Raw genomic sequence first — 17,961 nt, 5'->3', positions numbered from 1 at the left:
GAAGATACAATACCAGAGGTGTGTCAGCGCTTCAACTAGAAATATCCTCCTACCCTGAAAACAATGTGCTATTTTTTTATATTAATCCTTGACTTGAGAATCATTTTCAGTAGAATGGTAATTGGAATTGAAAATCATTTTCAATAAAAAATAAAAAATACATAGAAGGTGGGAAATGTAATGAGAAACAAATGGTTTTTAATCAGCATCATCCTTATTCTTTCTGTATTCGCATTAGCTGCTTGCGGAAATAATGAAGGAGATCAAGCTGCTGAAGATAAAGAAGAACCAAAGACAGAAGAAAAGCAGGAAACTGAAGATAAAGCTTCAGAAAAAGAAGCATCCAATGAGAATGCTGAATATAAAGCGGAAGAGCTTGGTGGAGAAGTGAACCTATACACAGGTCGTCACTACGAAACAGACCAAGAGCTATATGACCAGTTCACTGAAGAAACAGGAATCGAAGTCAATGTCATCAAAGGCGATGACGATGAATTGATCGCTCGTTTGGACCGTGAAGGCAAAGCTTCTAAAGCAGACCTATTGATTACAGCGGATGCGGGTCGTCTGCACCGTGCGAAATCTCAAGATCTACTACAGTCTGTAGATAGTGATGTTCTGAATGCAAACATCCCTGAAAATCTACGTGATGAAGAGCAACAATGGTTCGGTTTGACTAAACGTGCTCGTGTCATCGCTTATCACAAAGAGCGCGTGAATCCTGAAGATATCCAGACTTACATGGACTTGACTAAAGATGAGTTCCAGGACAAAGTATTGATCCGTTCTTCATCCAACATCTACAACCAATCTCTTGTTGCTTCTATGATCGCTCTTGATGGCGAAGAAAAAGCTAAAGAATGGGCTGAAGGTATCGTGGACAACATGGCTCGCGATCCAAAAGGTGGAGACACTGACCAAGCTAAAGCCGTTGCAGCCGGCGAAGGTGATGTAGCCGTTATGAACACGTACTACCTTGGAAAGCTGATGAACTCTGAAGATCCTGAAGAAGTTAAAGTCGGCGAGCAGCTTGGTGTCATCTTCCCTAACCAGGATTCCACTGGTGCACACGTAAACATCAGCGGTATCGGAATGACAGCCAGCAGCAAGAACACAGAACAAGCTCAAAAATTCATTGAATTCCTTACTACAGAACAAGCTCAAAAGCAATTCGCTGAAGCGAACTATGAGTACCCTGTAAACCCGGATGTTGCACCATCTGAACTGCTTCAAAGCTGGGGAGAATTCAAGGCTCAGGATATCAACTTGAGTGTGCTTGGTGAAAACAACGACAAAGCAATTAAAGTCATGAACGAAGTTGGCTGGCAATAAGCCATAACATCGGTGCCGCACCCTATTCTATTGGTGCGGCACTTGGTGTATATACAAAACAACTGAGAACTGTTATCATTTTAGTGTGTGGTTAATTTTGAATAAAGGGAATCCGACGGTTTCTTTTATTGAAGATTGAGCTTAACTAGTTGCACTAAAGGACGTGTCATTTTTGAAGCTGTTACGCAAACTACCAGGATACTTGAACATCTGGTCCGTGCTCAGTCTGATCATTGTCATACTGATCCTCATGCCTAACTTGACCATACTTGTTAATTTCTTTACACAGAAAGCTGAAAATTGGGGTCATATTCAGGAATTCATTCTTCCTGATTTAATTAAAAACACCAGCTTACTCATTGTTTTCACTGGATTTTTAACAGTAATGATTGGTACGAGTCTTGCATGGCTTGTGTCTGCTTACGATTTCCCGATGAAAGCATTTTTTAAATGGGCTTTGATATTACCACTGGCGATACCGCCTTACATTGCGGGTTACACCTACAATGGAATCATGAATTACACCGGTGTTATCCAGACAACGCTTAGAAATCGCTGGGATGTGACTGTAGACCAAAAATACTTTGATATCCTGACGCTCCCTGGTGCCGTGTTTATATTTACGATTTTTCTTTTTCCTTATGTGTATACCATCACGAGAGCATTCTTATCCAATCAATCAGCATCATTGGTTGAAAATGCCCGCCTGCTTGGCAGGAATCCCTGGGAAGTATTTTTTAAAATCGTACTTCCGATTTCCAGAGGAGCTATCGTCGGGGGTGTGAGCCTTGTTCTTTTAGAAGTGCTCAATGACTACGGAGTGGTCCAATTCTTCGGTGTTCCTACATTCAGTACTGCGATTTTTCAGACGTGGTTTGGAATGAATGACTTGAATTCTGCGATTAAACTTTCTGCCACTTTGATGTTCATCGTATTTTCTATTCTTATTTTGGAAAAGATTCTGCGTGGCCGAAAGAAATACAGCAATACAACAGCTAAAGCCCGGCCTCTGACACCCATCCGCTTACAAGGGATACAAGCCTGGGTCGCATTCAGTTACTGCTTGGTCATCTTTTTGCTAGGATTCATGATTCCTTTCGTCCAGTTAGTAGATTGGATGTTCCTGACGTTCCATAAGATTGCTTCGCCGGAATTCAAGTCACTGATTTGGAATTCCTTACTCGTTTCTTTTGTCGGAGCAGCCATGATTGTCGTCTTTGCCGTCATCATCGCCAATTTTTCACGCATGCACCAAAGCATTCTATCGAAATCGGCGGCCCGTGTTACAATTCTGGGATATTCCATACCCGGGGCGGTCATTGCTGTCGGAATCAGCACTGTATTCATACAGATTGACAACTATTTATTCAGCTTTTATGAAACGATTGGTATGGAACCGACATTATTTTTAAGCACCAGTTTGTTCATGTTGATTTCCGCCTATGTCATCCGCTTTTTGGCCATCGGTTACAACTCGATTGAATCCGGGTTCGATAAAATTGGGAATAAATACACGGAAGCTTCCCGTATGCTAGGGATGAACCTGACAAAAACATTCTTTAAAGTCGATTTACGAATGATCAAAGGCCCGTTAATCAGTGGGTTTATACTGGCTTTTATTGAAATTCTTAAAGAATTGCCACTCACCTTGATATTGCGGCCGTTCAATTTTGATACTTTGTCCACGAAAGCTTTCCAGTATGCGGGTGACGAACAGATCCATGAAGCTTCACTCGCTTCAATCATCATTGTGATAATCTGTGGGATTGCCATTTATATCTTCCATCAAGTGTTAGAAAAGGAGCCGAAATGATATGTTCATTCAAATCAAAGACCTTTGCTTTTGTTATGGAAATACAAAAAATAATACAATCCAAAACTTCAACCTGGAAATCGAACAAGGAGAAATCATCTCTATCTTAGGAGAAAGCGGCAGTGGAAAAAGTACCGTTCTTCGTCTGTTATGCGGATTGGAAACTCCAAGGCAGGGATCGATTACAATTAATGGTGAAGTCATGACAGATCACCGGCGTTTCGTATTACCTGAAAAACGAGGGATCGGAATGGTTTTTCAAGATTATGCCCTCTTCCCTCACATGACTGTAGCTGAAAATATTCAGTTTGGTTTGAAAGGCTACAGCCGTAGAGCCAAAAAGCAGAGAGTCCAGGAAGTGCTGGAACTGATCAATATGACTTCCTATGCGAAAAGGTATCCGCATGAGTTGAGTGGTGGTCAGCAGCAGCGTATCGCTTTAGCCAGAGCCCTTGCACCCAAACCATCTTTATTGCTCTTGGATGAGCCGTTCAGTAACTTGGATGCAGACTTGCAAATCAAGATCCGCAGCGAGTTGAAGGATATCATCAAGAAAACGGGTATCACATCCATTTTCGTAACGCATGATCGTGAAGATTCAAAAGCAATTGCCGATCGCATCATTACGATGCGCGATGGTGCTGCTTATGATTGGGAATCTATCTGTACGATTCGCGAAGAACAGCAGAAGCGTCCAGACTTGGAACTTGTTGATATGAAATAAAAGAAACTGCCCTTGATGAAGGGCAGTTTCTTTTATAGGCTCTGGTAAGAGTGTTTCAATCCTTGTCTATATCAATGTGATACTTTTTATGGTTGAATACCTCCCCCTTTTCTCTCTTCCGTAAAAGAATGACATATCGTAACTTTCAGCCAAATGAAAAGTCCCTCTACATCCAAGCAGAGGGGCTTTGTTGTATTCAATTGTTTGACCATGGTAAACCTGTTCCGAATTTTTCAGCGAGTTCTTTTGATTCTTTCCTTCTCGCTTTCCGATGTTCATGACGTTTTTGAGCACCGTTATGAAGCCACTTCTCTTCTTCTGATTCCGGATACACTGGTGGTACCGGGGTCGGTTCGTTGTTTTCATCAACCGCTACCATGGAGAGGAAAGCTGTTGTGCAGACTTTGCGTTCCCCCGTCAAAAGATTTTCTGTAATGGCTTTTACGAAGATTTCCATTGATGTGTTGTGCGTATAGGTCACAAAAGCTTCCAGGCAGATCGCATCCCCTTCATGCACTGGCTGCAGAAAGTCGACAGAATCTGTGGAGGCCGTCACGACAGGCTTTCGACAGTGCCGGACAGCGGCAATTGCTGCGACATCGTCGATATATGCCATTAATTTACCACCAAATAACGTTCCATGACTATTCGTATCCGGCGGCAGTACATGTGAATTTTTCACCGTTAGTGAATCCATACATGGCTTAGCATCCATATGTTGATCAACCCCTCTTTCTTATTTATGGAATCGTTTCCTGAACCTAGTATACCATGGATGATTCCATTCAATCCTTACGCGGTAATCGGATTTCGAAGACGGCTCCTTTCCCTTCTTTCAGGTTTGAAGCTTGAATCTTTCCTCCACTACGCTCTATGATTGCTCTGGAAATGGCCAGACCCAGACCGGTTTCCCCTTCTTTCCCTTTTATAAACCGCTGAAACAATTGAGGTAAAAGATCTTCAGAGATCCCTTCCCCATCATCCGTAACTTTGATTATTATTTCTTCACTTCCAACGTCTGTATGGATACTTACTTCACTCTCTGCATGGCGGATTGCATTGCTTATGATGTTGATCAAAGCTTGCAGAACCCGCTCTGGATCGACTATGGAATAAAAGGAGAAATCGAAGTTAGTTTTTAAATCGACCTGCCTCTCTTTAGCTAATGGAATCATCCGGTCTTTCGATTGTTGAAGCAGATTGATCAAATCTGTACGTTCTGGATGGTATACATCCTCACTACTATCCAATTTAGCAAGCAGGATCATTTCGTTAACAATTTTCTTTAACCGCTCTGTTTCACTTACAATTACGTTCAGTCCTTTTTCAGCGGACGGTCCTTCAAACACTCCATCTCGAATTCCTTCTGCGTACCCTTGAATAGACATTAAAGGAGTTTTCAATTCATGGGACGCATTTTGGAAAAACTGCTTTTGAGAATGAATATAACGGGACAACTCTGCGGCCATCTCCCTTACACTCTGCTCCACCTCTTTGATCTCACCAGATGCTTGGACCGGTTGGACGGAGTGGAATTGTCGCCTCTCGATCTTCTGCACTTCTTGTTTCAACCTGGACAGAGGAGTAACCAATCGTCGTGTCAGGAAATAGCTGATGATGATCGCTACGACCAAACCTAAAAAGAATATGAGAAGCATACGGAGAGCAAATTCAGTTTGTACCGACTGGAGATCATTCAAGGGTGTAGCCATAACCATTATTTGATCGCCATTCGAATTGATTGGAAAGTCATAGACGACATACTTTCCGCTTTGTCCTTCCCATACTTCTTCTTCGATCCATTTTTCTTCATAGTTTTCCATCCAGGAAAAGGACGTTTCCCTCGAAAGAGTACGGAACACGATCTGATCATTGCTTTTATTGAATAACAAGATGGGATAATTGCGATCCTGGAGCAGCTGGGCGAGTTGTGTCTCCCTTTTTTCCCCCGGGTCATTGATAAGGTTGACCAGTAACTCAGACCTGGCTTTCAACTGACGCTGCTCATCTTGAATCAACATATCCATAAGGAGAGAATAAATGAAAAAGGCAGTGAACGACATCAAGACCACAATGAGTGCAGTAAAAGCTGTATTCAGTTGATAAAGCAGCTTCATGACTCCTCGTCCTTCAGCCTGTATCCATGTCCCCATACAGTTTCTATCGGTAAGTTTTTCATTTTCTTCCGCAGCCTTTTCACTAAATCATCCACGGCCCGATCGCTCCCAAAGTAGTCATCTCCCCATACTTGAACCAATAATTCCTCCCTTGAAAAAGCACGATTGGTTTGTTGGGCAAGGATTTTCAGCATTTCAAATTCTTTCGCAGTGGTGTCTACTTCTATTCCTTCAAAATATGCCCGTCTCTGGGTGGCATTCAGTGTAAGATCCCCTGCTGTTATCCTTTCTTCATTTCCTTGCTTATCAAATGTATTCATAGCCGTCCACTTCTTCAAGTGTCGTTTCACTCGAGCCACAAGCTCACGTGGACTGAATGGTTTCGTCAAGTAATCGTCCCCGCCTAATTCTAAACCGAGGATTTTATCCACTTCTTCATCTTTAGCAGATATGATGATGATGGGAACTTCCGATCTTTGGCGGACTCTCTTACAAAATTCATAGCCGTCCATTCCAGGAAGCATAATGTCCAATACCCACAAATCCATGGACTCTGAATTGAACACGTCCCATGCTTTCTCTGCAGAATCAACGGCATGGATTTCATAACCTTCTTTTTTCAAATAACCTTCGACTATCTCACGTATGTTCGAATCATCTTCAACGATCCCGATTTTATAGTCCATAGATCAAACCTCCTACTAAAGAGCTTTTACCCATTTTCTCATATTTTCAGTCTTTCCTTGTGTTTTACACACTTTTTCCACATTTTGTCCAAAGTCATTCCATAGGTCAATCGTAGAATACAACATGTAGACAAAAGAAGTCACGGATTTCATACATTCATAATGAACCAAGGGGGCACTTATCCATGATCAATGAAAATGAGAAAAAAAACACTCGCAATTATAAACGTTCCGGCCTGGCCTTCGGCGTTCTGGGGGCCATTGTTGCTGTTTTTGTCGTCACAACTCTTTTTCAGTGGAAAGGTATTTCCATCAGTATCAACACCGATGAACCGACCGCTCAAGCTGATGAGTTGAATTTCGGTCAAAAACAAGAAGCTGTTACACAAGCTGTAGAGGAGACTTCGAAAGCGGTAGTCGGAATTACAAACATTCAGGAAAGTCGTCAAGGCACTCAAAAAGCCGGCAATGGATCAGGGGTCATCTATAAAGAAGATGGAAATGACGCATTTGTCGTTACTAACCATCATGTCATTGAAGGTGCTTCAGAACTTGAAGTCATCCTCAGTGATGGAAAGAAAGTGAATGCTGAATTGAAAGGCAGCGACCCTTTCACAGATCTTGCCGTTTTACAAATAGATAGCGAACATGTCGAAAAGGTTGCAAATTTTGCCGATGCCAATGACGTAGAGGTCGGCCAAACAGCCATTACGATCGGTAACCCATTAGGCATGGAATTCGCCGGCTCAGTTACAAAAGGGATTGTCAGTGGTTTGAACAGAAACATTCCAGTAGATTTGAACGGGGACAAAAAGCCGGACTGGCAGACAGAAGTCCTTCAAACGGATGCTGCGATCAACCCTGGAAACAGCGGCGGCGCTTTGATCAATCTTCAAGGGGAAGTCATCGGAATCAACTCTATGAAGATTGCAAAAGCAGAAGTGGAAGGTATCGGATTTTCCATCCCGATGAACGTCGTCAAACCCGTAATCAAAGATTTGGAATCAAGCGGGAAAGTTGAACGTCCGTACATGGGTGTCTCCCTGCAGGATGTGAGCCAGGTACCTGGATCAGTTCTACAAAGAGAATTGAACTTACCAGCTGATATCTCCCACGGAGTCCTTGTCCAAGGCGTTGAGCAGGAATCACCAGCTCATCAAGCCGGTTTAGAAAAGTATGATGTCATCACAGCCATTGAAGGGAATAAAGTCGATTCACTGATGAATTTACGTCAATTCCTTTATAATAAAGCCAATATCGGCGATAATATCGAAATTACAGTATATCGGAATGGCGAACCTGTAAAAACAGAATTGGAGCTATCTGCTCAATAGTTTCTACGAAAAAAGGGTGACACGAAACGATCGTGTCACCTTCTTTTATTGTTATGCTTATTTTTCAACCAGACGGAAGACTATAAAATTGGAGATAATAACCTTGATATAGATTCTTTGAATCGAATCCAAGTCGTACGGGATTGATAAAGTTTGTAAGTCAATTCCGTAGATTCTACTAAATCTTCATGGAACCGGTCAGCCAGTTCCTTAGCGGTATCAGGATGATAAAGGAAAGCATTGACTTCGAAATTCAGCTTGAAGCTTCTTACATCGATATTCGCTGTTCCTACAGATGCGATTTTCTCATCGACTACGATCGTTTTTGCATGTAAAAACCCTTTTTGATACACATAGATTTTCGCTCCTGCTGCAAGCAAGTCACCTACATTTGAAAATGTCGCCCAATAAACAAATGGGTGATCGGGTTTATTCGGAATCATCAATCTTACATCTACGCCTGAGAGCGCCGCGATTCTCAATGCATCAAGCAGACTGTCATCCGGTATGAAGTATGGGGTCTGGATATAGACAGACTCTTTTGCTGACATGATCATTTTGATATAACCATTTTTTATTTGTTCCCACTCTGAATCCGGTCCACTGGAGACAATCTGCATCCCCACATCACCTTTGGACTCTGCTTGATAATACCTTTCTTCATAAGAGATATCCCTGCGCGATGCATGGTTCCAGTCGAGAATGAAACGGGTTTGCATATGGTGCACAGCTCCCCCTCTCACTCGTAAATGAGTATCTCTCCAATAACCGAACCTCCGGCTGAACCCTAAGTACTCATCCCCTATGTTAAATCCGCCGATATAGCCGATCTTTCCGTCAATAATCGCGAGCTTACGGTGGTTGCGGTAATTGATTTTCAGATTGACTTTAGGAATGAGCGAAGGGAAAAAGGACTCGACTTCGCCCCCAGCTTCCTTGATTTTACGGATATATGCCTTACTTAATAACCGGGAACCCATATCATCATATAAGATTTTCACATCCACGTTTTCTTTCGCTTTTCTAATCAAAACTTCAGCCAAGCGTTCTCCAAGGTTATCATCTCGGAAAATGTAATATAGCAGATGGACATGGTCAGTCGCTTTTTCAATATCTTCAATAAGAGCGTGGAACTTTTTTTGTCCATCTGTGTAGACTTCCACCTCATTGTCCTGTGAAAGAAGAGCATCATTGTTCTTCAAATGCATGTATATCAGGTCTTCGTAAGGAATGATGTCTTTATGCCTGACCTCAAGCGTACGGTTCTCTATTGACTTCAATTGTTCCTGAACCAATGTGAGAAGTCCAAGCCGGCTCTTTTTGTCCCATGTGAAGATCTCTTTCTTACTCAACCTTCTTCCGAAAATCAAGTATAGTAAGAATCCTGCAATAGGGATGAACAACAGAACCATTAGCCAAGCCCAAGTGGCACTTGCATCCCTACGCTCTAAAAAGATGATGGCTAACGCCAACAGAACGTTCAAGCCTAGAATGATACTCAAAATGTAGGGAATGATGTTCACTGAAGTCCACCTTCCTTTTTATAACAAATTACTATCACTTAACTATATCACACATCAAATGATGAATTACATAAAAAAAGATATGCCTCCATTCGGAAAGCATACCTTTTTGTTTTCTTTTTATGAAGTTTTCATCAAGATACCAGATTCCAGGAGAGCTTCTTCTGCTTCTTTTAAAGCTGCCTCACTGTCTGCTGCAATGGTATGTGTATGAATACCGTCTGTCAGCTCTAGCAGGAATGATGCACTGGTCGATCTCATCTGTTCCATGAATTTTTTAACATCACGGCGATTTGCAATTCGCAGTTGAGCCGTCAAGTCACCATAAATAGGGTGTTCAACGACTACGTCTTGAACGACCACTCCGTGGTCGACTAATATGTGCAGTTCTTCTTCGGTCTCGTCTGACCCGTGTTGACAAACGATCGTCTTTTTAAAAGCCAAGTCCTCTTTGGCATCGGTCATGTACATATAACCTTGGCTTGTTGCTACGATAGGCTCATTCCTTGCTTTCAGTAGAGAGACATCTCCTACGATGACTTGTCGAGTTACATTCATCTCTTCTGCCAACGAACTGCCTGTGACAGGCACTCCTCGTTGTTTAAGTAATGTGAGAATATATTCTCTCCGCTCATGTGCTTTCATTTTCTTAGAAGATTCACTCATAGCTATGACCCCTTCATACGATATACATTAATTTTATAGTACCACAAATCGACAATTTATCGTAGATTATTCGTCATTCCATTTGTATCCGCCCAGCTTCCATTGTTCAACGGAAAACGTACTTGTTCCTAAAGAAGTAAATAGAATCCGTTCTTCCTCCGGCTGCGGATAGATGCGGGACGAAAAGACTTCCTCTCCACCGTTCACGAAAATCTCTAACGTCGAGTGATCAATGAACAAATGAAGCTGCTTCAAACCTTGTTGCAATGGAACACGGCGGAATTCTGTTTTTGTTTTGTCTTCTAAATGCGGCCTTGATAAAGTAAGGACCTCATCTTTATAACTGATTGAGGCATATTGGAACAATTCGATTGCAAATTGATCATCCAACCGGTCAAATTCAATGTTCAGTTCCACAGGCCGGCCTTCGATTCCTCGGACCGCTTTTTGATCATTTTCAATGGTGATGGAGGAATGCATGAGTACAGGCCCCCGCATTTCCTTCATTTCTTCTAAGGGACTTTGAATGATCTGAGAACCATTCCATGTCAACTCTCTCGGCATTGTAAGGCAATGAATCCATTGATGCTCAATCGTAGGGTGGGATTGTTCATATTGATCCGGAACTCCCATCCATCCGACAAGAATCCTTCTTCCTTTTTCATCTAATGTCGTTTGCGGAGCATAGAATTCAAAGCCCCGATCTAATTCACGGAAGTCTCCATGCTTAAATTCTCCTTGATCATAATTCAACTTCCCTGCAAAATAGCCGCTTTGATACGTATTGGCAAAATCCATTCCGTCCGATTCTAAACCTTGTGGAGAAACCAAAAGAATATCCTGGTCTTCTAATCTGAACACATCCGGGCACTCCCACATGTATCCGAAGCTCCCCAATTCATTTTCTCCACTTCCTGTGATATCCCCTAAATGCTTCCAATCGTACAAGTTATCCGAACGCAGGAGGGCCGCTTTTCCTTGTAAATCCTCACTTTGCGCACCAATGACCATATACCAGTGCTCTCCCTGTTTCCACACTTTCGGATCCCTGAAGTGGGCCGTGTAGCCTTCCGGGAGTTCTACGACAACACCTTTTTTCTCAAAGTTCACACCATCTTCTGATACAGCCATACACTGATAGGTTTCACGGTTCCCGTTTTCATCTTTTACATTTCCTGTATAAAACAAATACAGAAGGTCATTGTGAACAATCGCGCTTCCAGAGTAGACCCCATTTTTGTCGAACCAGTCTGAAGGCGTCAATGCGGGTTTCTCATGATTCCAGTTCATCAAATCTTTAGAAGTATAGTGCCCCCAGAATTTTGCTCCATGTCCGGTATCGAAAGGCATCCATTGATAAAACAAATGATACGTTCCGTTCCACTGCACCAACCCATTCGGGTCATTGAGCAGACCAACAGGCGGCATATGGTGGAAAGAAAGGCGGTATGGATCGGATTCTACTCTTTCTTTATGCTTTTTTATTTCTTCAGCTGCTGATTCTCGTAATTCCTGGTCTCGTTCAGACACATTTCCACCCCTATTTCAAATACTCTTCTACTTCAGATCTTGTCGGTAAGGCTGTCATAGCTCCTTTGGTCGACGCCGCAAGAGCTCCTGATACACTAGCGAAACGGGTGATTTCTTCGTAATCATCTAAATTCAGTTGTTCAACCGTTTGATCACGTTCACTCAGTTGATACAGTATACCAGACACGAAGGCATCTCCTGCACCTGTCGTATCGACCGCTTCTACTTTCATGGATGGAATGAAGCGATGCCCTTCCTTGGTGAATACATGGCTGCCCTCTGCTCCCATCGTTACGTAGAGGACAGGAATTTGGTAATGTTCCAGTTTCCCGACCCCTTTATGAACATCTGTTTCGCCAGTCAGAAACTCTAATTCTTCTTCAGATATTTTTACAAGGTCGGCTTCCCCAATCATTGATAATATGGTGTTTTTAGCTTCTTCTTCAGATCTCCATAAACCAAGGCGTAAGTTTGGATCATAAGAAACGAGCACACCGTTGTTCTTCGCTTCTTTCACTGCCCGTTTCGTAGCAGACCTTGCAGGTTCGTCGATCATGGATATCGAACCGAAGTGAAAGACATTATGAGAGCCAAACAACGAAGGATCAACTTCAGATTCTTCCAAGTAGCGGTCAGCACTTGGATCGATGTAAAAGTCAAAGCTTCGCTCTCCTTGTTCATCCAAGGTTACAAACACCACCCCGGTCCTTGTATCCTTCGTCATATACATGTAATCTGTGTGGACACCATAATCATTCAAGGTTTTCCGCAGGAATTTCCCCAGCACATCTTCTCCTACTTTACCTAAAAAAGTCGACTTTGCCCCCAGTCTGGCTAAGCCTACCGAAACGTTGGCGGGCGCACCACCTGGACTTTTTTGATACTTGATATTCTCGTTATCTAAAGGGATAAAATCGATCAGAGCTTCCCCAAGACTGATAACTCCTTTGTTCATTTTTATCCATCCTTTCCGTATGTAAAAGTCAAACTTTTAATGCTGAAGCCTGACAAATCTTCTACCATTATACCGTCAACCCATGGTATGTTTCCAATAAGATCATTAAAAAACCTAAAGCAGAAAGTCTGCTTTAGGTTTTCGTCATTATTTCGTTTGAAGGGTAGCTACGCTTGTTTCCCCTGCAACAGCGCTATCTGAATAAGAAGGAGTGAAGCTTTCAATGACATCGTCATAATTTGTGATGACCACAGGTGTAATGGTGCTTTTAGCTTTTTCTTTAACAAGCTCCGTATCAAAGGTGATCAAGTGATCGCCAGGATTTACTTTATCTCCGGTTTTTACATGGCCTTCAAAGCCTTCTCCTTCCATGGAGACTGTTTCTAAACCGATGTGAACCAGAACTTCCACTCCTGATTTCGTTTTAATACCTACCGCATGGTTTGTAGGGAAGATTTGAACAATCTCACCGGCAATTGGACTTACTACTTTGCCATCTGTCTGTTCAATTGCAATCCCGTCTCCCATCATTTTTTGGCTGAATACAGGATCATCAACCTCATCAATAGGTACAACTTTTCCGTTTAACGGCGCTACCAGTTGCTCTTCTACGCTTTTTTTACCAAAAATCTTCTTAAGCATACGAACACCTTCCTTTTATAATAATTGGTTTGAATGTGTCCACCTACATTACCTTTTTATTTCCCTGAGCAGTTATATATAAACACAAACCCACATTTCAGACAAAGAAAAGAAGCTGGGTCAGCACCCAGCTTCTATCAATCTTTCACAAAAACATTCAATGCCTGGTTAATATCTTGCCAAATATCATGTACAGATTCAAGTCCGATGGATAAGCGAATCAAGTTATCCTCGATCCCCATCTGTTTGCGCTTTTCCTCTGGAACAACAGCATGGGTCATCGTCGCTGGATGCTGAATAAGTGTTTCCGCATCTCCAAGACTGACAGCTATTTTAATCATATTCATCTGATCCATTAAGTATTGGGCGTCTTTTTTCGTTCCGTCTATCGTGAACGAAAGGACACCTCCCCCGGTTTTCATCTGTGTTAGGGCAAGTGAATGCTGAGGATGGTGGTCCATTCCAGGGTAGTGCACATGTGTAACGGAAGGGTGATGATGGAGTTTTTCTGCGATAACTGCAGCATTATCACTGTGACGATCCATCCGGACGTGAAGCGTTTTCAACCCCCGTAACAGCAGCCACGCATCAAATGGTGAAAGGACACCACCTACGTCTTTTTGTGCATGCCGGGCTACTTCATCCATGAATTCACGTCTGCCCACAACAAGTCCTGCAATGACATCCCCATGCCCACCGATATACTTGGTGGCACTATGGACTACGACATCACACCCCAATTCCAATGGTCTTTGGAGATAAGGAGAACAAAAAGTGTTGTCCACGACTACAGGAATGCCGAACTCAAGGGCTACCCTGGCAACCATAGTCAAATCAATCAGCCGCATAGTAGGATTGATCGGCGTTTCAACAAAAATACAAGTTGTCCGATCTGTGATACAGTCCCGCAGCTCTTCTTCATTATCCATAAAGCTGAAATCATGGTCTATATGATACTTGTCCTTAAGCATTTTAAGCAAACCGTACGTACACCCATATAGACCATTTGAGCAAAGAATATGGTCATTGGTTTTGGTCAGCGAAATAAGAACTGCTGAAATGGCAGCCATACCAGAGGAGAAAGCTAGTCCTCTTTCCCCTCCTTCTAGATCACAGATCCTATCTTCCAACATTTTCACAGTAGGGTTTCCAAGCCTTGAATAGATATATCCTTCCGTTTCCCCGGCAAACCTTCGCTCCCCTTCGAGAGCATTATCAAATGAAAAAGTCGACGTTTGAAAAATCGGTGCTGCCAGACTGCCATATGATTCTATCTTATTTTCTCCTCCATGAATCATGGCTGTCTCGATCTGTTTATCTTTTTTGCTCATTTCCATTTTCCCCTCCCTGAAATTGCGAACGTATATCTAAACGACAGAAAGCGCTTTCATTTTATTTTAACAAAAAAGAAAGGGCCAAAACCCCTTCTTTTTACCTAAAATAACAAATATTCACTTATTTATTAGTAACATGAGAGAAATGTTCAGAATACAAGCTTTCCGTCCATTCGATCGCATCTTCATATATTTTAAGAAGCTGCTGCGTTTGGACACCGTGTCCTTGAATATTCTTCTCAAGCTGATTGAAATCTGCAATTTCCAGAGCGATGACAATATCCAGGACTTTACGGTATCCGTTTTCTTTCCCATTAAGCGCTTCTTTGATTCTATCATCTAAAGGAAGGGACTCAATGACTTCGCTTGTTTTCTTTTGAGTAATGACATCAATCAAAGACAAGAACCCTGTCAAAAAGTAATCATCCGCATTGCCGATCGGGTTGATGGTATCTGCAATTCGTTCACACATCCTCGCTCTGATCAGACTTGATTTCAAGACAAGCTGTGAGCTCGATGAAAGGTGGGCAGACTGTTGAACAGATAAGACATAGAGCCATTTCTTCAATGATTCGATTCCCAGCAGCATCACAGCCTGTTTAATCGATTTGATAGGCACTGTCCTTCGATACATGGATGAATTGATCAATCTCAGAAGTTTGTATGTAAGCGAAAGATCCTTCTCTAAGATATCCGATATTTTGTTGATGTTTACTTTATCTTCAGAGTTCGTCACTTCTCGGATAATTTGAAAATACGAAGATTCCAGCATCGGAATATCCATTCCTGAGACGATGACAGGTTTGCTGTAGTAGAAGCCTTGGAAAAGCTCGAACCCTTCGTTGACACAGCGTTTATGCTCTTCTCTCGTTTCCACTTTTTCTGCCAGTAAGGTGATGTTGAAGTCTTTTGCTATCTGAATAATTTCTTTCCTGCTCTTTTCAGAAACCGTACGAATATCGACTTTGATAATATCCACATATAAAAGCAATTCAACTACGGACGTCTGTGAAACATCTTCCACATCATCCAGCGCAATCAAAAACCCTTTCTTTTTCAACTCGCGGCATACGCGTATGAGTTCCATACTGTGAGAAACGTCCTCAAGAATTTCAACAACCAATTGTTGAGGGTTGAACTGTTCTGGAACCATATCCAATAATAGGTCTTCGGTAAAATTGATGAAACATGGTTTGTTTTGTGATAAACGCTCCAATCCTATGGTCAGAAAGCTGTTCATCAACACTTCCGAGGTTGCACGGTTTTCATCATCTACAGGGGTGAAGCGATTATCCTGGCTGTTGCGATACAAGATTTCATAAGCATAAACCTCTTCATTGGCTTCCAAAATAGGCTGCCTTGCAACAAAGACTTCCATTTGATTCCCGCCCTTATAATTTATTCCATTAAATTCATTATACTATATCCTGCTTAAGAGGTGTTATCAGTCGTTGAAATACATGAAAAAAAGAAACATGGTTACACTGAAGAAAAAGAGTTTTCTAGGAGGCCGAACATGGAAAATCATCAAGAATGGTCCCGCCCCGAGCCTATGTGGCGAGAAGATACATCCATCCCTTCATATGAATCATTAAACGAAGATACATCTGCTGAAATCGTTGTCGTCGGTGGAGGAATTACCGGTATTACGACAGCTTTTCTATTGGCGAAAGCAGGAAAACAAGTCACTTTACTGGAGGCAGACCAGTTGTTGAACGGTACAACCGGTCACACAACTGCGAAAGTAACGGCTCAACACGGGTTGATTTATCATGAGCTGGTTAAGCATTTCGGTGTTGAAAATGCTTCTCTTTATTATCAAGCCCAAATGGGAGCCATGACCTCTATGAAAGAATGGGTCGACCAATATCAAATCGATTGCGATTGGAAAAACGCAGAGGCCTGTATATTCTCAACTACGAAACAGGGTGCTGAAAAAATACGAGATGAATATGAAGCCTATCAAACGCTGAACATTCCCGGCCGATTATTAGACTCGCTTCCATTCGACGTCGAGGCTTCTGAAGCTTTATGTATGGACGAACAGGCGAGTTTCCACCCTTTAAAATATTTATCGGCCCTCGTAGACCAATTTATAAAATTAGGCGGTCAAATATATGAACATACAACGGCTACGAACGTCAGAGAAGAAGATCGCATTATTGTAGAGACAGGAAACGAATGTGAAATCAGTTGTGAAAAAGTGGTTTCTTGTTCACACTTCCCTTTTTATGATGGAAAAGGATTTTATTTCAGTCGCATGTATGTAGAACGATCCTATCTCATGGCCATTGAACCAGAACGGGAAATTCCTGATGGGATGTATCTTTCTATCGATGAACCTAAACGAACGATCCGTACAGCTGATTTCGATGGTAAGCGTGTTCTTCTTGTCGGCGGCGAAAACCACAAGACAGGAGAAGGTGTAGATACTTCCTTTCATTACAGGGCCATTGAAGAGTTTGCAGCTCAACACTTCGGTATCAAAAACAAGCTCTACCAATGGTCTGCTCAAGACTTGACGACTTTGGACAAGGTTCCTTATATCGGTCCGATCACCCGTAAAAACAAGCGTGTTTTCATCGCGACAGGTTTCAGAAAATGGGGTATGACAAACGGTACTCTGGCAGCTCAACTATTAAGTCAATACATTACAGGAGAAGAATCTCTTTTCCATGAACTGTTCAAACCGAGCCGCTTCAAAGCAGACCCAAGTATGAAACAGTTCTTATCTCAAAACTTCAATGTTGCTGTCCATCTGGTGGAAGGAAAGCTTGAGCTCGTTGCCGACCGACCAGAAAGGTTAAAGAAAGGACAAGGGAGAGTCGTTCAATGGAGAGGTGAGCGCGCAGGAGCATACAGGGATGAAAATGATGAGATTTTCCTGCTGGACACGACCTGTACCCACATGGGTTGCGAAGTTGAGTGGAACAGCGCTGAACATACGTGGGATTGTCCGTGTCATGGCTCCCGTTTTTCTTATGACGGAAGTGTCGTCGAGGGACCTGCTGATCAACCTTTACCTCGGATTGTATTAGAAGATACCAGCCCTATTCACCCAATCACCGGAGATCAGCCGGAAGAAGACCAACCTGATCATCAGTTTTAAATAATGGCTCAGTTAAAGTGTGTTGTTGATATTTTAAGCGATTACTAAATAGTTTCGGTCTAGGATTAGGTGTTCGTTTCTTTATTTACTCAGAGCATGGGATGGCAGGGAAAACAGTCCGTTCGTAGTTGGTGTAGCGGACTTCGGTAATGGCTTTCCGCCCCTCCTACTTTGAAGAGGCGGCTTTGGGAATGGC

Annotated in this window: 15 protein-coding genes; 5 read left to right on the top strand and 10 right to left on the bottom strand. The window is 42.4% G+C overall.

Going from position 1 to position 17,961, the window contains the following annotated elements; translation table 11 throughout:
• Positions 1-180 precede the first annotated feature (180 nt).
• The 3 genes from LCL89_RS15125 (at position 181) to LCL89_RS15115 (ending at position 3,869) form a co-directional block, all read left to right on the top strand.
• Entirely contained in the window at positions 181-1,332 is a 1,152-nt protein-coding gene (locus LCL89_RS15125) for a Fe(3+) ABC transporter substrate-binding protein (protein WP_224810787.1), read from the top strand.
• Positions 1,333-1,582: 250 nt separating this feature from the next.
• On the top strand, positions 1,583-3,145 hold the full coding sequence (locus LCL89_RS15120) for an ABC transporter permease (protein WP_404813438.1): 1,563 nt from the start codon (positions 1,583-1,585) through the stop codon (positions 3,143-3,145).
• A gap of 1 nt (position 3,146) precedes the next feature.
• Positions 3,147-3,869, top strand: coding sequence for an ABC transporter ATP-binding protein (locus LCL89_RS15115; RefSeq protein WP_224810786.1), 723 nt, complete (start codon positions 3,147-3,149; stop codon positions 3,867-3,869).
• A gap of 196 nt (positions 3,870-4,065) precedes the next feature.
• Here the strand turns inward: LCL89_RS15115 and LCL89_RS15110 are convergent, their stop codons facing one another.
• From LCL89_RS15110 to LCL89_RS15100, 3 genes are all read right to left on the bottom strand, one after another.
• The gene (locus LCL89_RS15110) at positions 4,066-4,584 is read right to left on the bottom strand and encodes an acyl-CoA thioesterase (protein ID WP_197317110.1); all 519 of its coding nucleotides are present in this window, start codon (positions 4,582-4,584) and stop codon (positions 4,066-4,068) included.
• 70 nt (positions 4,585-4,654) lie between these two features.
• A complete protein-coding gene (locus LCL89_RS15105; RefSeq protein WP_224810785.1) occupies positions 4,655-6,022 on the bottom strand; it encodes a sensor histidine kinase in 1,368 nt (455 codons plus the stop codon).
• The gene (locus tag LCL89_RS15100; RefSeq protein ID WP_224810784.1) at positions 5,983-6,672 is read right to left on the bottom strand and encodes a response regulator transcription factor; all 690 of its coding nucleotides are present in this window, start codon (positions 6,670-6,672) and stop codon (positions 5,983-5,985) included. The genes LCL89_RS15105 and LCL89_RS15100 overlap by 40 nt, the downstream gene beginning before the upstream one ends.
• A 185-nt stretch (positions 6,673-6,857) precedes the next feature.
• Between LCL89_RS15100 and LCL89_RS15095 the strand changes: the two genes are divergently transcribed.
• Complete coding sequence (locus tag LCL89_RS15095) at positions 6,858-8,006, top strand: S1C family serine protease (protein WP_224810783.1); 1,149 nt, start codon at positions 6,858-6,860, stop codon at positions 8,004-8,006.
• An 80-nt stretch (positions 8,007-8,086) separates the two neighbouring features.
• On the opposite strand, the gene cls is transcribed toward LCL89_RS15095, so the two are convergent.
• The 7 genes from cls to LCL89_RS15060 all read right to left on the bottom strand — a co-directional run bounded on the left by cls (position 8,087) and on the right by LCL89_RS15060 (position 16,034).
• The gene (gene cls / locus LCL89_RS15090) at positions 8,087-9,529 is read right to left on the bottom strand and encodes a cardiolipin synthase (protein ID WP_224810782.1); all 1,443 of its coding nucleotides are present in this window, start codon (positions 9,527-9,529) and stop codon (positions 8,087-8,089) included.
• A 120-nt stretch (positions 9,530-9,649) separates the two neighbouring features.
• Positions 9,650-10,195 (bottom strand): transcription repressor NadR, encoded by a 546-nt coding sequence (locus LCL89_RS15085; RefSeq protein ID WP_197317105.1) that lies wholly within the window; start codon positions 10,193-10,195, stop codon positions 9,650-9,652.
• A 66-nt stretch (positions 10,196-10,261) separates the two neighbouring features.
• Positions 10,262-11,725 carry a glycoside hydrolase family 32 protein gene (locus tag LCL89_RS15080; protein WP_224810781.1) on the bottom strand — a complete coding sequence of 488 codons (1,464 nt, stop codon included), beginning with the start codon at positions 11,723-11,725 and terminating at the stop codon, positions 10,262-10,264.
• 10 nt (positions 11,726-11,735) lie between these two features.
• The gene (locus LCL89_RS15075) at positions 11,736-12,680 is read right to left on the bottom strand and encodes an aminoimidazole riboside kinase (protein WP_224810780.1); all 945 of its coding nucleotides are present in this window, start codon (positions 12,678-12,680) and stop codon (positions 11,736-11,738) included.
• A 147-nt stretch (positions 12,681-12,827) separates the two neighbouring features.
• Positions 12,828-13,322, bottom strand: coding sequence for a PTS sugar transporter subunit IIA (locus LCL89_RS15070; protein WP_224810779.1), 495 nt, complete (start codon positions 13,320-13,322; stop codon positions 12,828-12,830).
• Between the two features lie 137 nt (positions 13,323-13,459).
• Complete coding sequence (gene megL / locus LCL89_RS15065) at positions 13,460-14,653, bottom strand: methionine gamma-lyase (protein WP_224810778.1); 1,194 nt, start codon at positions 14,651-14,653, stop codon at positions 13,460-13,462.
• Between the two features lie 124 nt (positions 14,654-14,777).
• Positions 14,778-16,034, bottom strand: coding sequence for an EAL and HDOD domain-containing protein (locus tag LCL89_RS15060; RefSeq protein ID WP_224810777.1), 1,257 nt, complete (start codon positions 16,032-16,034; stop codon positions 14,778-14,780).
• Between the two features lie 138 nt (positions 16,035-16,172).
• Here LCL89_RS15060 and LCL89_RS15055 point away from each other — a divergent pair, with 138 nt between their 5' ends.
• On the top strand, positions 16,173-17,765 hold the full coding sequence (locus tag LCL89_RS15055; RefSeq protein ID WP_224810776.1) for an FAD-dependent oxidoreductase: 1,593 nt from the start codon (positions 16,173-16,175) through the stop codon (positions 17,763-17,765).
• The last annotated feature ends 196 nt before the right edge of the window (positions 17,766-17,961 follow it).

Origin of the sequence: Halobacillus yeomjeoni, assembly GCF_020171525.1 — a bacterium.
GTDB lineage: Bacteria > Bacillota > Bacilli > Bacillales > Halobacillaceae > Halobacillus > Halobacillus yeomjeoni.
Note: the sequence above shows the minus strand (reverse complement) of the source record. Positions and strands in the feature narration are given on the sequence as shown.